Here is a 16,030-nt window from a genome sequence, read left to right on the forward strand (position 1 = left end):
TCAAAAAAAGCCTCTTCGGAGGCTTTTTTTATTGCTTGAGAAAGTTAGAATGTCGACATAAAAAATGAAAAGGAATCTCCATGTATTTATGGAATGTAAGTCGGTTGGTGGAGGATATAAGACTGAATAAAGTCTCTGAAACCCATTATAAAAACTACTATATTGCCAGCTCAATATTGATTTTCTTTAGCTACTTAGCACTGACGTTAACCCCAGAATCCAAACCTACAGAAGCTTGGGCTTCGTTTGTTTTACAAGTTGGTCTGCTGATTAGCTGGGTGAATGCCATATTTAAAGCCAATGGCGGCGAGCAAGGCCGAGATTTTTTAAAGCGCTTTATTGCATTGTATTTGCCCGTAACGATTCAGAGTTTAGTCCTCTTTATCTTGATCGCTGTTGTTGTCGAAGGGCTGTTACCCATGTTGACCCTAAACATGGAGGAGGCTGTGCTTGAGCAACTCACCACAGTTAAAGATCTAAGTTTTGAAGTCATCATTAGCTGTTATATTTATTGGCGAATCTATAAAGCGATGCGGCAGATTCATCAGCCTGTTTAAAGTATAAGGTTGTAAAAGAAATTAATTATAAAGTTTTATCCTGTTTTTCTCATAGCTTTTCAATGCTGAAGCCTTTACATTGGGATGAATGATAAAAATAGGATGGAAACGATGTCAGCTTATACCGCATTAGATTTGCAATATATTGGTGGGCAATGGCGAGCAGGGACTTCAACGCGTCACATCAAGAATATCAATCCCTTTAGCCAAGCAGAAATTTTTGAATTGCAGGCTGCCAGCAGTGTCGATGTAGACAGTGCTTATAGTGCGGCAGCAGCAGCATTTAAATCAGAAAAGTCCAAGTCTATTAAAGTACGTCAGCAAGTTATCAACAAATTAGCTCAAACCATTCAGCAGCGCAGACAAGAAATTATTCAATGGCTGATAGATGAATCTGGGAGTACACGTTTAAAAGCCAATATTGAAGTTGATGCGGCGCTCGGCATTATCCAAGAATCGCTGAGTTTTCCTGAAAAAATGCAAACCACGCAGTTGGAGAGTAAAGATCCGAGTCGAAAGAGTTTTGTCTTGCGCAAACCCTTGGGTGTCATTGCGGTGATTAGCCCTTGGAATTTTCCATTTCATTTGTCGATGCGTTCTGTGGTGACTGCGATTGCTTGCGGCAATAGTGTGGTGCTGAAGCCTGCAAGTGACACGCCAGTGACAGGTGGAACGTTACTCGGGAAATTATTTGAAGAAGCGGGTTTGCCGCATGGCGTATTAAATGTTGTTGCAGGCAGCGGCAGTGAAATTGGCGACTATTTTGTAGAGCATCCTGTGCCTAAAATGATTTCATTTACAGGTTCAACTGAAGTAGGTCAACAGGTGGGGGTGAAAGCTTTGGCAAGTTCACGGATTAAGCGTTTAGCGCTGGAACTTGGCGGCAATGCGCCTTTGGTGATTTTAGATGATGCAGATTTAAATTTAGCCGTTGAACTGACCGTGATGGGGCGTTTTTTGCATCAAGGACAAATCTGCATGAGTACCAATCGAGTGATTGTGGATGAATCCTTGCACGATGCTTATGTTGAAAAATTAATTAAACGGGTAAAAAGCATTGTGGTCGGTGATCCGAATGATGTCGAAACTCTGATAGGCCCTATCATCAATAAGTCGCAAATCGATAAATTAAAAACCATTATTCAAAATGCCATTCAGCAAGATGCGATTTTAGCCTATGCAGGCGGTATAGAAGGTCAATTAGTTGCACCGCATATTTTCACCCATGTGGATGCGCACGCTGATATTGCATTAGAAGAAAGCTTTGGGCCAATTTTGCCGATTTTAAAAGCGCGAGATGAAGCGCATGCACTTGAATTGGCGAATTCAACCCGATTTGGTTTATCGAGTGCGGTATGTACCTCAAATTTAGCACGCGGCGGAGAGTTTGCGGCCAAACTCGATATAGGCATGACGCATATCAATGGCATCAGTGTGGCGGATCATTCTAATGCACCCTTTGGCGGTGAACGGAATTCAGGCCTTGGTCGCTTTAATGGTGAGTGGATATTTGAGGAATTTACCCGCACCCATTGGCAAACGTTCCCTGCTTAAAATACACAAATTGAAGTCTATTTTATCTTGTGCAATAGACTTCACTGCAGGTTCTGTTATGCAGGACATTTCTAGTTTATTTCCATGAAATATCAGGCAGAATATAGTCCCAAAAACGACTCCAACGTGTTTTGTAATACAGAAAAGAGCCAATATCTTGGCTTGAACAATTATCCTGATAGTACATTTTGTGATTCATCAACAGCATAGGTTTACGCTGCAAGGCCGTCATATACAGCTTGACCTGAACCTTGTAATTGTAGATTGAATAATTAGAAGAAATACTCTCGGTTTTCATTTTTTGGATATTGTGAATATACACATCAAACTTCAAGCCATTTTTGTAATCTGTTGCCTTATGAATTGTTCGATCTGCAATTGGAATAAGCGGATTGTTATCACTAAACGCTAAATATGCGTTATGTATTTTGTTTCCTTGTTGATAATTAAACTGAAGTGCTGAATTTGCAGTAGTGAAATAGGGGAGCGCATCTTCAGGATTGATTTTAAACGTGCCAGTACAAGAAATCCTGACACGGCCTTCATCTGAGTTCACCGTAAACCAGCCAAATTGATCTTCCAATTCCGTCGTATGGGCTTCATCTACGTCAGGAAGAATCACGCCAAACTGATCTCTTTGTCTTTGCTGATTTTGCATCAAGCGATAACTATTTTGAGCACGTTTTGCAAAACGGATTTCAGGAAACATCTCTGGAGATGTAATTTTAAAGTCTGTGACATTGATTACTTCACCATCAGGCAAGATGACCAATGAAAATTGTTGTTCTTGGGTGTTGGGAAGATTTTTGACCGTAACCCAGTGATTCGGACTGATCATTTGCTGATTGCGAAAATGCTTATATTGAATGCGGTACTTGCCTGCAGGAATCTCAGTCTCATTGATTAGGTCTTGTTTAAATGGATATTCGTTGAGATAGAGCGCGTCGAGACTAAAAGGTAGAAATGAAACGGTATGTACAGAGACTTTTGCGGCATGTGCGGTTGGATACAGGCACATACTTAGAAGTAAGACGATAAAGCGACTTCGGTCTAGATTTTTCATTTATTATAAAGATTGATTTTTTGCGGATTATGGCAAATATGTGTGCTAATTTCAAACCGATTACCTTATCGCAATTAAAGTCTCAAAACTTGCCTGAAATCAGCTTTGAATATCCTGAGGAAGTCTATCCAAATTATGATTTGCCGCTACTCTTTAAGTCTGAACAAGGGCTAGAGTGGCGAAAAGTGAATTTTGGCATGGTGCCTAAATGGGCCGAAGACAAATCAATTGCACTTAAAACCTATAATGCACGAAATGAAACTTTGTATCAAAAGCCTACGTTTATTAATGCGATTTCAAAATGTAAGTTTGGCGTGATACCCGTGTCTGAATTTTATGAGTCAATGTATATCGATAATAAGCCGCAGCGTTGGAGTGTTAAGCGCAAAGATGGAGAAGCGTTTTATATAGCTGCCTTATATGACATTTGTAGACAAGGTGATGAGATTGTACGTTCAAGTACCATGATTACGATGGATGCTATTCAGCATGAGATGATGAAACACTTTCATGAGCCGGGCAATGTAAAGCGCTCGGTCATTGTGATTCCGCATGCGCGATTAGAGGAATGGCTAAGTTGGAAATCACCCAACATCCAAAGTTTTGTACAGGGTTTTCCTGTTGATGAGTTTGAATGTGCGCACGCACCCAAAATAAAAATCGAAAAAATCAGTCCCCAACTGAACTTTTTCGATTGATATTTCGGTGATGCAAATGCTTAGCGAGCTAAGTTTTTAAAGATATGCTTTAAGCTTTCCATGGTTTTTTCAATTTGTAGGGGTGTTAAGCCTTCAAAAGATTGCTCTAGAACGACATTCGTTAGATCGTTAATCTTCTGCGTCATTGCAGTGCCTTTATCAGTTAATACAACCCGGGTAATACGTGCATCATCTTCACAAGAATAAGTATCTACCAAGCCTTCATCTTTTAAGCGATAAACGATCTTGGTTGTGGTCGACATTTTAGATACGACCATTTCAGATAAATCTGAAACGCTAGCATGTGGTTTAGACTTGAGTGCGAGCAGGATACGACGACGTGAATTATCAACGCCATACTTTTTCAATGCATGGTCGACGTTTAAAACATATTGTGAATGCACCTGAGTAACCCAGTAGAAAGGAAAATTTTCTAAACTAAAGTCATCGGTGGATGGTAAAAATTTTGAATACTTTTTTGTCATAAAGGAGTCCCCTGAATATTTGTTTTAATTTTATTTAATGTTTTAACATTCTATTGAAAAATAGAGGGTAATAGCAAGAGTTCACAATAAAAAAATAGAAAGTAGAGGATATCTCATTTTTAGATTATCTAAATAGATTATATTGATATTCTGTCTAAATGCTTAACAGAAATTAAAAATAAGGTTAGGTATAGAGATAGTGTAGTGAAAATAAATAAGTTTTTAATTTGAATTGAATATTAATATTTTTTACCAAAAGGTAGAAATAAATAATTCATTAGATTTGTCATACAATCTCATACAACGTATTTAATTACATTTAATTAAAAGTCAGGTGAATTCATACTTATTTTAAAGTGGAAGAGGAGATCTCAAAAAGTAGGTTTTAACATCTAGATGTGTATTTTATATCGCCCATTCGATTTGTAATACATTCAGCGTTTTTAACATTTTGTCATATTGTTGATGCGAAAAAATATGCTTGAATACATTACAAATGCGCAAGATTATGCATAATGGAATGGTCTCTAGTTACACAGGTTAAATTTATGGATCCGTCGCCGTGCGTTGGTCTGCTTGAAGATATTCTTACAATCCAGAATGAGGAAGAGAGCTAATGGAATTTTTGTTAGATCCCGGAATCTGGGTTGGTTTACTTACATTAATTATTTTAGAAATTGTACTAGGGATTGATAACCTAGTCTTTATTGCCATTTTGGCAGAAAAACTCCCTCCAGAACAACGTGATAAAGCCCGCGTACTTGGTCTTTCACTCGCATTATTTATGCGATTAGGATTGTTATTTGCAATCTCTTGGTTGGTCACATTAACAAAGCCCCTGATTACCGTTTTTGATTGGACATTCTCTGGTCGAGATCTCATATTATTGTTCGGTGGATTGTTCTTAGTTTATAAGGCAGTCACAGAGCTACATGAGAAATTAGAAGGAAAACCAGAAGTTCAAGTGACAACAAAAGTGGCATATGCCAGCTTTACAGCAGTTGTTGCGCAAATTGTTGTCTTAGATGCGGTTTTCTCTTTAGACTCTGTCATTACAGCGATCGGTATGGTCGACAACATTTATGTCATGATGGCAGCAATGATTGTGGCAATGGCAGTGATGTTACTTGCATCTAAACCGCTAACGGCTTTTGTAAACCGACATCCGACCGTCGTGATCCTATGTTTAAGCTTCTTATTACTGATCGGTATTAGTTTGATAGCAGAAGGTTTTGGTTTCCATATTCCGAAAGGCTATATCTACTCAGGTATTGGTGTTGCGATTGTCATCGAAGCCTTTAACCAGTTTAGTCAACGCAATGCTCAAAAACATGAAGCGAAAATTCCATTACGTCATCGTACTGCGGACAGTATTTTAAAACTGATGGGTGGGCGCTTAGAATCCGATCAAGTTGGTAATCAGGCGCAAGAAACCTTTGCAGACGAAGAGCGTTACATGATTGGGGGGGTGTTGACGCTTGCAGAGCGTTCAGTTGCGTCGATCATGACTCCCCGTAATCAAATTTCTTGGGTGGATTTAAATGACACACCTGAACAAATTCGTGAGCAAGTCCTTTCAGTGCCGCACAGTTTATTCCCTGTGTGTCGTGGTAGCTTGGATAAAGTGATTAGTATTGTCCGCGCGAAAGAACTTATTGATGTTCTAGACAGTGAAGATGATCTAAAAGCATTGATTAAACGTCATCGTCCAATCTTTATTTTCCAAAAGATGAAGGTGATTGATGCGATTAATACCTTGCGTACCTCAAAAGGCTCTTTGGTGTTGGTTACGGATGAGTTTGGGGCGGTACAAGGTCTGATTTCACCACTCGATGTGTTTGAAGCGATTGCTGGTGAATTCCCTGATGCAGATGAACAACTTGATTTGATTAAAATCGATGATGAACATTGGAAAGCTTCAGGCATGCTCGATCTGTATCAGTTAGAACTTGAATTGGAAATGCTGGATTTGATCGAAGAAGATGATGGTTATATCAGTGTTTCAGGCCTCATTTTAGATCAGACCCACGGCAATGTAGAAGTCGGGACTGTGGTTGATTTTAAAGGCATTCAATTTAAAGTCACGGCAATGGATGAAAACCGCATTAAAACGGTTGATATCTATTACCAGGCCTAATGCTCAAATATTAAAAATGATCTTAAGACAGCTTTTCGAAGCTGTCTTTTTTATGACTAGAAAGTATAAGAAATCCTATATAACGAGGGCTGCAATTCACGATGTTAAAACGTATTATATTTACATGATGTAACAGTCAAAAAACGCTGCAACTTTTGAGCTTTTAGAGGGTTAAAGCGGTTCAAAAGTAAAAAATATTGATAGGGTTGATTTTAAAAAAGCATGAGGGTAAATAGCGATTCATTTTTAACTTGGGGTTTTAATCATCATTGATGATCTATGAATAATTTTATTTCATTTAAATACCGCTTCGGAAAACTTTATAACTAGGGACTTTGAAAAAACATCAAAGTTAATCCATTAAGAAAATGGGTGTTGGTATGGCGATCACTGAGAATATCATTGATTTTTGCAAACTCACGATTGAAGAAAAACATGAGTTGTTTCAACGGCTCTGGGAGTTTGATCAATGTATTTTTCCAACTTCTAGGATTGAGCAACTCTATCAATACATGCATGACCCCGATATTGTGGCATTACCAATCATTCAGTATTTTGAGCACGATAAACTGATCGGGCAAAATATTGTGCGTATATTAAAAATTATGCATAACAATCGGCCGATTTTTATTTTTAATTCACGGGCAGGGGTATTGGTTGATTATCGTCGGAAAAACCTGACCTTAAACTCGGCGATTAAAGTGGCGATGCAGCATCAGATTCGATTTCCAGCGATTCCGATGTGGTTTGTGGCTACATTGGCACAACCAAAGGTATATACATTATTTGCCTCGCGCTCTGTTAAGTTTTATCCAAGGCACGGTGTCCCGATGCCCACTGAGTATGCGGATGTTTTAAATAGTTATAAAATCCGTCAGCATGATGTGCAGCATCGGGCTGAGGATATTTTTGTTCATCGTTGTGATTTACCGAAGGTGACGCCTGAGCAATTGGTTCGGCTACGGAAAAAATCTGATGAACATGTTCAATTTTTTATGCAGCACGTGCCAGATTATTTTGATGGCATGGGTTTAATGTGTATTTGTAAATTAAATGTTTCAACCATTTTTGAAGCAAGTATGAATCTGGCAGTTGGGCGAGCAGTTTAATGACGGACATGGATGTGTTATGGGACAAATGACAATATATCGATTATTCGGTTTCGGTGCGGCAATCTTTTTAACGGCTTGTCAGCCTGCAGAGCAAAAAGTACAAGAGCAATCGCAGAAATGTGTTGCACCGGAAAAAGTGGTCAAACAAATTTATGATCAAGAGTTGAAATTGCACGCTTTGAGTAAAGATCAACTTGCTGCCTATTTTGAGCCATCGTTAGTGGAACGTATGCAAGCAGAAATTAACTGTAAGCAGTCGCAACAAGAGTGTAATGTGGATTTTGATATTTTCACGGACAGCCAAGATCCGCAGCAAAATTCCAAAAAGGGCGTTCAGCCTAAACTGAGTTTTGATGAAAATAAAAACGTTGTTCGTGCTGAGTTTAAAATTGGTGATGAAGCCAAAGTCTTAAATTATGAAATGAGTGATGGCGACTGTTCAAAAATCAAAAATATTGTCTATGCGGGGGACTATGACCTCGACATGATTTTGAGTAATCCAACAGAAACGATCGAAGATTCAGAAATGTTTGATGCCAATGCTGCAATTAACAGTACGGCACAGTAAATTTTTTGTCGCATATTAATTAGTACAAAACAGTATGAATCCCTGAACAGCTTGAGTCTTTACTCAAGCTGTTTTTGTTTTTCTCAAGCTATCATAGCTTCATAGTGCATAAATTTGCATGTTGGCAAGTTGATTGAAATCATCTTCATTGAGATTATAAATTTCATCTAAAAATGCAACATTAAAACTGCCGACACTTGAGCTAATTTCATAGGCTTTTTGACCCGCAATCGCAAAGTGCAAATGTGCTGCGACCGTGCCAGCAGTTAGCGTTTCACTCACGGCGCAATAAGCCGCTGTTAACGCACCTAAAGCGCAGCCAGAAGCCGTCACTTTGGGTTGTAAGTAAGATCCACCATTAATCTGTATCACCGCATTCATTTCTTTCGATAAGATGAAATCCGATTCGCCTGAAATTGCCACACATTCACAGTGTTCTAATAAGGGCGCAGCATTTAAGTAAATTTCTGCACTATTGAGCGTGCTATCGACACCGCGGGATTCACCTTGATTACCTGCAAGACCACTGATTTCTGATGCATTGCCACGGATTATACTTGGCTTGTACTGGAGTAATTGATCAACCATTTCAGATCGCCACGGCAAAACGGGGCCATAACCGACAGGGTCAAGCACCCAAGGTTTATTTAAATTTTGTGCTGTTTGTGCAGCAATTTGCATGGCCTGCATTTGTTCAGACGTTGGCGTGCCTAAATTGATATTCAATGCACTGGCAATCGAGGCAAAGCTTTCAGCTTCAAAGGGATTGTCAATCATTGCAGGAGAAGCACCCGCAGCTAAAAGGACATTGGCCACATAATTGCTCGCGACTGCATTGGTGAGGATATGCACCAAAGGTTGTTTGGATTGAAGTTCAATCCACGCATTAATAACGCTTTGCAAAAGCGGGCTATTTAAGTCAGTCAATTCACTGTTCATGGTCGTTTCAAAATTTTCAGATTGATTCATCGTTTTCTCCCTTAGCGGGTGAAGTAATGGTCTTGATGTTTACAATTACGGCAGAACAGGGTCACATAATCTGCGGCATCATAATCGACAGAGAGTTCTTGTGAACCACAGTACATGCAACGCTTTGTGGAATAAAAATTTAAGCGAGGTTCGATTTTTTTCCAAGCATGGCGTATTGGTTGCACAAAGATACTTTCATCGAGTCCTAAAAAGTTAAAGAGCAAAATTTCACTCATTTTACTAAAGGGGAGTTGTGGCGGACGAGGGAGGGTAAAAGTTTCCCATTTTTCCTGTAAGACACGTTCACGGTATTGCTGTAAGGTCTTTTTTAACAGATTGGTGTTAATGAAATTTTCATTACGGACTTGCAGGGCTTTTTGTTTATGTAGGTATTCGAGTGCTGACTGAATCATATAATAAATCTGCCCAACCGCTAGATGGTCGAGTAGGCGATAACAGAACACTTGAAAGCTTTTATTCCCTGCAATTTGAATACCCCATGTCTTACAGTAAAACTGCATGAATTGCACAATTTCTTGAAAAAGTAGGAGATACAAGCATTCTTTCACTTCGTCAGCACTTTTAAAGGGAACACCCAAGGCTAAATTTTCATAAAACCAATGACGGAGTTGCTGCGCTACGCTAAAAAGACTGGGCTCCGAATAGCCATCCAGACGGACATTGATATAATACTGTTCAGCTTGTAGCGCATCATCTTTCACAATCAAAATTTGCTCATGCACGAGATGCTTTTTGAGTGATTGTTGGAAGAAATAATTCGGGCTGATGTTATGATACTTAATAGCGTCCCAGTCGATAAATTCTTGATGCGCCGTATGTTCTTGGACGTGATTATCCAATAAAGCCAGCAAAAAGAGTTTCTGTAAAAAACTCAGTTCACTTAATTCACGTTCAACGATATCTTTATTTTTGAGTTTACGCTGTTCTTGTAAACGGGTTTCTTTCAGTAGTTTTTTTCGCGCAGCCTGACAGTTTTCACAATGACAGTTGTATTGCTGTTCTGGAAATATTTGATGATGACAGTGGCTACACTGATAAAAATTAAATTCTTGCTCATCTAATTTTTCAGCATCTACCCAATACATTGATGCACGACACAACGGGCATTGCGTACTTTCATCCATTTGTTTGCGTAGAATATTGAACATGTTGCCAGCGTTTCTTGAAAGGTTAAATTGATTATACACATCTCTGTTTAAAGACGGGTTTGCAATTTCAGTTGCGGCAGCTCAGGCGATATGTCGACAAATAAAAAAAGCTGCATAGTGATGATGCAGCTTTTAGTCAGAATGCATTATTAATAGGCGGCTGGGCATGGGATAGATTCGTCCTCCTCTCCAAGTTGTTTGGCTTGTATTAAAGCTTGCACTTTTTTAGACGCGACTTTTTTAGTGCCTAATGCACTATATGAATTAAGTAATGAACTGACCTCAAAGGCTTTGAGTGGGATCCCTTCGCAGGTCATAAACATTGCAATTACCTGATGATCGATATTTGCAGCATCAAGCGCTTGCAGGGTCTTCATATTTTCAATACGGATGATGTGTTCTTTAATAAACATAATGCACCTCTTTTTGTTTTAGCCTGATGATTTTGCTTTTGGCAATTAAGTAGATGCAAAACGCATGCTCAAATGTTTTGAGTAGACATTTTAAAGCAGATAAACTTTATAATTATTTACTAAGATATTGAAAATAGAATATTAATCTAAAGGTAACAAAATAATAATGATGAATCCTTTTATCCTAGATGCATTCTCAAAATGCTTAAACTGTTGAAAAAGAAACATCTTGGTGCATGGTTTAAACAGAAGTATGCAATCAAATCCAAATTAGAAGACTGAGATTATTTGAGAGCTCAGGTGCTTTTTGGAGGGAGTCGTCTAAGCGATTGGATTTGAAAAGTATATTTGTATATATTGAGCTTATAATTCTAATGATCTTAACTTGCAGGACTGAAACAAAGCGGAATCTACTGAAATTGATACATAGTATGATTCAGCTGGATTTCTAAAGGTTTTGATCTTTTTTTATCCTTTCTTTGTATGGAATACATATGTCAGACGCACTTAAAAACAGCAATATCACCCGTATGCAATTATATAAGCAGCCACAGGGTACGGTTGGTGCGCTGATTATTGGGCATGATCAAACACTGGAAAAGACGATCGAGTTACTTGGCCTGGCGCAGCAACATCAAGTATCTAAAATTTATGTGGCGGGTGCGACGGAAGAAATTCAGCAATTCCTCACCTCAAAAGTCACGGCATTTCAATTTTACTTTGCAGCAGACTACGACAGTGCACTCGATTTAATTTTCGCAAATCAATAATCCTCTAAGTCTTAATCAGGAAAGTTTGAGCGCAATAATTTGAACGTACAGATGGATTAAGCACCTGTACTTTCTCTTTCTAGTATATAGGCGCTTTATTTATTTTAGGTAGATAAAAAATTTGCACATTGTTATAGCTGTACTCAACTCAGGCATTTATTTGCTTAAACATGGCGAAAATATGTGCCAGCCTTTAAATTATTCTATAAAGATGATTGAAAACAACATGCGCTGAGCCCATATATAAATCATTGTAAATGCGAAGACAGCTTATGCATCTTGTCGTATGATCAAGTCATTCACAATGTGTTCAAAAAGCTGATGAAGCAATAACTAAGGAATAGGACGAGATATGAATATTGCGGCAAATCCAGTGGTCGAAGCAGACCAAACTGTTTATTTAAAAGATTATCAAAAACCATCATTTGTCGTAGATAGTATCGATCTAGATATTCAAGTCTTTGATGAGCATACCAATGTAAATGCAAAATTAGTGATGCAGCGTCAAACGGCAGGGGATTTGGTGTTATTGGGTCGTGATTTGGAACTCAAATCAATTCGCTTAAATGGTCAAGTTTTGCCAGCAGATGCCTATGTTGTAGATGCAGAACAACTGGTGATTTCAAATGCACCTGACCAAGCTATCATTGAAACCGAAGTCGTGATTCATCCTGAAAGCAATACTCAACTCGAAGGCTTGTACCAAGCGGCAGGCGATTTATTCGTTACCCAAAACGAGCCTGAAGGCTTCCGTAAAATTACCTATTATCCTGACCGTCCTGATGTGCTATCGGTATTTACCACACGTGTTGAAGCGGATAAAAAATTTCCTGTATTACTTGCCAATGGTAATTTGATTGAAGCGGGTGAAACCGGTGAAGGTCGTCATTATACCGTTTGGCAAGATCCAACCAAAAAACCATCGTATCTATTTGCTTGTGTGATTGGTGATTTGGCAGTACTTAAAGACACTTATGTGACGTCTGAAGGTCGTAATGTTGCTTTAGAAATCTATGCAGAAGAAAAAGACATTCCAAAATGTCATATTGCCATGGAAGCTTTAAAACATTCGATGCGTTGGGACGAAGAACATTATGGTCGTCCTTATGATTTAGACAATTATATGATCGTGGCAACCAGTGCATTTAACATGGGTGCAATGGAAAACAAAGGTTTGAATATTTTCAACACCTCTTGTGTGCTTGCTGATGAAGAATACACCACTGATGCTGCGATCATGCGCGTTCAGTCTGTGATTGCACATGAATACTTCCATAACTGGACAGGTAACCGTATTACCTGTCGTGATTGGTTCCAACTATGCTTAAAAGAAGGTTTGACGGTATTCCGTGATCAGTCGTTCTCAGAAGATTTACAATCTGCTGCGGTACAACGAATCGATGATGTTGCTGTGTTAAAAGCACATCAGTTCCCAGAAGATTCAGGCCCGCTTTCACATCCACCGCGTCCAGATCATTTTGTTGAAATTAATAACTTCTATACCGCAACAGTGTACGAAAAAGGTGCGGAAATTAACCGCATGATGGCGACATTGTTGGGCAAAGAAAAATTCCGTGCAGGTACAGACGAATATTTCAAACGCCATGATGGTCAAGCCGTGACTGTTGAAGATTGGGTAGCAGCACTAACAGCGGGATCAGGTGTAGATTTATCGAGTTTCTTGATTTGGTATAACCAACCGGGTACACCAAAACTTGAAGCAAAAGGTGAGTACGATGCTGCAAATCAAACCTATACTTTAAGCTTGAAACAAAGCTTAAAAGCTCATCCGAAATATCCAAATTTAAAAGCTGTGCCTATTCCTGTGGCTTTGGCATTGTTTGATGCGACGAGTGGTGAACAGTTAGTTCTCAGCTCAGATGCATTGGTTGAAAATGGCATCAAAGATGGCATGTATTTATTTGATACCGATACTGCAACCATTACATTTAGCGGTGTAAAAACCCAGCCTGTTGTGTCTTTACTGCGTAATTTCTCTGCACCTGTTAATCTTGAATTTAACTATTCAGATGAAGAGCTTGCTTTCCTGATGCAGTACGAGCCGAATGGTTTTAACCAATGGCAAGCCAGCCAAACCTTGTTAGAACGTATTTTGTTAAATGGCCATGATGCCGACATCTATGTTCAAGCTATTCAAAATACATTACCAGCATTGGTTGAGCGTGATCCACTACTTGCTTCACGTTTATTCGATGTACCGACAGAGGGTTATTTAGGTAGCCGTATTGATGCCGACTACAGTCCTGCCCAAGTGCAAGAACAGCGTGAAGCACTTTTAAGTCGTGTGGCACGTGAGTTAGGTGCTTTCTTTAAAGAGACTTATGCAACTTTAGACCCAGATGCGCAGAAAGAATTTTCACAAGCTATGGGTGTTCGTGCATTGAAAAACATCATGTTGAGTATGATGGCACGTCAAGGCGATGCATCCGTATTTGAATTGGCCTATGAACAATTCAGCTCTACAGGCAATATGTCTGAACGTCTTGGTGCTTTAAAAGTATTGGTTTGGAATGATGCACCACAAGCACAGCAAGCTTTAGAAACCTTCTATACACGCTTTAAAAATGAAGCATTGTCGATGGACCAATGGTTTATGTTGCAAGCGGCACATCCGAAAGCAACTGCGGAAACCATTAAGGCACTGACTGCTCATCCTGACTATGACTTGAAAGTACCGAACCGTATTCGTGCGGTTACTGGTGGCTTAAATAGCAATCCTGTCAACACTTGGAGCTTTGGTGTGCAGCATATTGTTGAATTAGCAAAATTCCTCGATGAGAAAAATCCAATTGTCGGTTCACGTTTACTGCAAATTTTGTCCCGTTGGTACACGTTGGCAGAGCCGCAGCGTAGTGAAGTTAAAGCCGAACTTGAAGCGCTTAAACCTGTTGTGAAATCGAAGAATGTATCAGAAACCTTAAATAGCATGTTAAGTGTTTAATCATTCAACCTCTCTGTAGGATTGATTTGAGTTAAATCAGTCGTACTGAAATGAGCCTGTTGCCATGGCTATGGCAGCAGGCTTTTTTTATATCCAGTCTTTTTATCCAATCTTTAGCTAGAATTGAAAATCAATCATGTTTAGAAGACAGAAACTGAATGACATTCTCTGATTATTCATTTAAATTTTATAATAATTGCAACATAAATCACATAATGGCGTTACAATAAAATAGGTCTAACACATGAATGACTGTATGCGGTAATGCATCCAAGTTTATGAATGTTTAGATTTTTTATCTATTTTATTATGTGGGATTTTTGAGGCGGGTCATGTTAGTTAAGGTTGATGAAGGTTTTTATTTAAACTCACATCATATTATTGCAATTCGGATTAATAGAGATTTGCTTGATACCTTTGTTGTTTCGGTAGAATACACACCCAACAGTGTGCAAAACACAGGTGTATTTGAAAAGAAATTCAATGCGCGCCGAGATGCAGAACAATACCTACAGACTCTGAATCAAATCATTGGTAAATCGTAAAGGCTCAAATGCATATCGTGGGTATTGTCTAGATTGAAAGCGATATGATATGAATTACACTCAGATTGATATCTAGCAAAAGGGATGGAGCGCATCCCTTTTTTTGTGCTTATCTGAGCGAAATTGATGGGAAGTATTGAAAATAAATCATTCTATCAATACGACTCGATTTGCACGTCGGATAATTTCCTGACATGCTGTAGCCATCCAAAATGAGTTAAAATTATATGCGAATCAGTATTGTGGGTGCAGGTCGTGTTGCACATCATTTGCTCAATGTGCTTCATCCACAACATTACATTGTGCAAGTTTTTGCGCGAAATCTTGATAATGCAGAAAAACTTGCAGCAACTGTAGGTGCAGAAGCCATTCATTCCCCAACTGAGTTGAATGCTGAGATTGATCTTTTGATTATTGCAGTGAGCGACCAGTCGATTGCAACCGTTATTCAGCAAGTCAAAGCCTATCTGTCACAGGTTTTGATTGTGCATACGTCTGGTAGCACCAATATCACGGTACTGACCCAACAGCATTCACGAGCAGGGGTGTTTTATCCTTTACAAACCTTTAGTTTAGATCGAGATGTGGATTGGACCTCGACACCGATCTTTGTAGAAGCGGCGGATTCTACAGATTTGAGGACACTTACAGATTTAGCAAACAGCATAAGCCAAAGGGTTTATCAATATGATTCGGCACAGCGTTTAAGTCTGCATCTTGCTGCGGTGTTTGCCTGTAATTTTAGTAATTATTGTTATGACATGGCAAAGCAGATTGTTGATGCAAAACACGTCGATTTTAGCTTACTTTATCCTTTGATTTTAGAGACAGCCAATAAAGCTACTCAGGCTGAACCACGTAACATGCAAACAGGTCCTGCCATGCGTGGGGATCAAAATATCATGCAAATGCACGCCCATATGCTTGAGCAAGCTGATCAAGTCGATCTGAAAGCGGTCTATGAAATGCTGAGTCAGCAGATTCTTGGGCATCATCAGAAATAAATAATCCGTATAGAACAATGAATA

General features: G+C 39.1%; 15 protein-coding genes. 10 read left to right on the plus strand and 5 right to left on the minus strand.

Annotated elements, in window-relative coordinates; translation table 11 throughout:
- Window positions 1-80 precede the first annotated feature (80 nt).
- Complete coding sequence (locus FTU13_RS09735; RefSeq protein WP_180127812.1) at window positions 81-557, plus strand: hypothetical protein; 477 nt, start codon at window positions 81-83, stop codon at window positions 555-557.
- Window positions 558-668: 111 nt separating this feature from the next.
- Window positions 669-2,111 carry an aldehyde dehydrogenase family protein gene (locus FTU13_RS09740; protein WP_180127814.1) on the plus strand — a complete coding sequence of 481 codons (1,443 nt, stop codon included), beginning with the start codon at window positions 669-671 and terminating at the stop codon, window positions 2,109-2,111.
- Between the two features lie 76 nt (window positions 2,112-2,187).
- Here the strand turns inward: FTU13_RS09740 and FTU13_RS09745 are convergent, their stop codons facing one another.
- On the minus strand, window positions 2,188-3,174 hold the full coding sequence (locus tag FTU13_RS09745) for a hypothetical protein (protein WP_180127816.1): 987 nt from the start codon (window positions 3,172-3,174) through the stop codon (window positions 2,188-2,190).
- A gap of 38 nt (window positions 3,175-3,212) precedes the next feature.
- Between FTU13_RS09745 and FTU13_RS09750 the strand changes: the two genes are divergently transcribed.
- Window positions 3,213-3,872 (plus strand): SOS response-associated peptidase family protein, encoded by a 660-nt coding sequence (locus tag FTU13_RS09750; RefSeq protein ID WP_180003049.1) that lies wholly within the window; start codon window positions 3,213-3,215, stop codon window positions 3,870-3,872.
- Window positions 3,873-3,892: 20 nt separating this feature from the next.
- Here the strand turns inward: FTU13_RS09750 and FTU13_RS09755 are convergent, their stop codons facing one another.
- A complete protein-coding gene (locus FTU13_RS09755) occupies window positions 3,893-4,357 on the minus strand; it encodes a MarR family winged helix-turn-helix transcriptional regulator (protein ID WP_078193646.1) in 465 nt (154 codons plus the stop codon).
- Between the two features lie 616 nt (window positions 4,358-4,973).
- Here FTU13_RS09755 and FTU13_RS09760 point away from each other — a divergent pair.
- The 3 genes from FTU13_RS09760 to FTU13_RS09770 all read left to right on the plus strand — a co-directional run bounded on the left by FTU13_RS09760 (window position 4,974) and on the right by FTU13_RS09770 (window position 8,174).
- The gene (locus FTU13_RS09760; RefSeq protein WP_180110638.1) at window positions 4,974-6,494 is read left to right on the plus strand and encodes a transporter associated domain-containing protein; all 1,521 of its coding nucleotides are present in this window, start codon (window positions 4,974-4,976) and stop codon (window positions 6,492-6,494) included.
- 380 nt (window positions 6,495-6,874) lie between these two features.
- On the plus strand, window positions 6,875-7,603 hold the full coding sequence (locus FTU13_RS09765; RefSeq protein ID WP_180127818.1) for a hypothetical protein: 729 nt from the start codon (window positions 6,875-6,877) through the stop codon (window positions 7,601-7,603).
- Window positions 7,604-7,622: 19 nt separating this feature from the next.
- Window positions 7,623-8,174, plus strand: coding sequence for a hypothetical protein (locus FTU13_RS09770; RefSeq protein ID WP_180127820.1), 552 nt, complete (start codon window positions 7,623-7,625; stop codon window positions 8,172-8,174).
- Window positions 8,175-8,273: 99 nt separating this feature from the next.
- Here FTU13_RS09770 and thiM read toward each other — a convergent pair whose 3' ends face one another.
- From thiM to FTU13_RS09785, 3 genes are all read right to left on the minus strand, one after another.
- The gene (thiM, locus tag FTU13_RS09775; RefSeq protein WP_180026863.1) at window positions 8,274-9,143 is read right to left on the minus strand and encodes a hydroxyethylthiazole kinase; all 870 of its coding nucleotides are present in this window, start codon (window positions 9,141-9,143) and stop codon (window positions 8,274-8,276) included.
- Window positions 9,144-9,154: 11 nt separating this feature from the next.
- Window positions 9,155-10,312 (minus strand): hypothetical protein, encoded by a 1,158-nt coding sequence (locus FTU13_RS09780; protein WP_180127822.1) that lies wholly within the window; start codon window positions 10,310-10,312, stop codon window positions 9,155-9,157.
- A 149-nt stretch (window positions 10,313-10,461) separates the two neighbouring features.
- Window positions 10,462-10,725, minus strand: a complete 264-nt coding sequence (locus FTU13_RS09785; protein ID WP_078193641.1) for a hypothetical protein — start codon at window positions 10,723-10,725, stop codon at window positions 10,462-10,464.
- A 494-nt stretch (window positions 10,726-11,219) separates the two neighbouring features.
- On the opposite strand from FTU13_RS09785, the gene FTU13_RS09790 reads away from it, so the two are divergent.
- The 4 genes from FTU13_RS09790 to FTU13_RS09805 all read left to right on the plus strand — a co-directional run bounded on the left by FTU13_RS09790 (window position 11,220) and on the right by FTU13_RS09805 (window position 16,006).
- Window positions 11,220-11,495: a hypothetical protein gene (locus FTU13_RS09790; protein WP_078193640.1), complete on the plus strand. Its 276-nt coding sequence runs from the start codon at window positions 11,220-11,222 to the stop codon at window positions 11,493-11,495.
- Between the two features lie 352 nt (window positions 11,496-11,847).
- A complete protein-coding gene (gene pepN, locus FTU13_RS09795; RefSeq protein WP_180127824.1) occupies window positions 11,848-14,457 on the plus strand; it encodes an aminopeptidase N in 2,610 nt (869 codons plus the stop codon).
- A gap of 332 nt (window positions 14,458-14,789) precedes the next feature.
- A complete protein-coding gene (locus FTU13_RS09800; protein ID WP_078193638.1) occupies window positions 14,790-15,002 on the plus strand; it encodes a hypothetical protein in 213 nt (70 codons plus the stop codon).
- A gap of 227 nt (window positions 15,003-15,229) precedes the next feature.
- Window positions 15,230-16,006, plus strand: a complete 777-nt coding sequence (locus FTU13_RS09805; RefSeq protein WP_180127826.1) for a Rossmann-like and DUF2520 domain-containing protein — start codon at window positions 15,230-15,232, stop codon at window positions 16,004-16,006.
- The last annotated feature ends 24 nt before the right edge of the window (window positions 16,007-16,030 follow it).

The sequence above is a fragment of the Acinetobacter sp. YH12064 genome (genome assembly GCF_013419735.1).
Lineage (GTDB): Bacteria > Pseudomonadota > Gammaproteobacteria > Pseudomonadales > Moraxellaceae > Acinetobacter > Acinetobacter amyesii.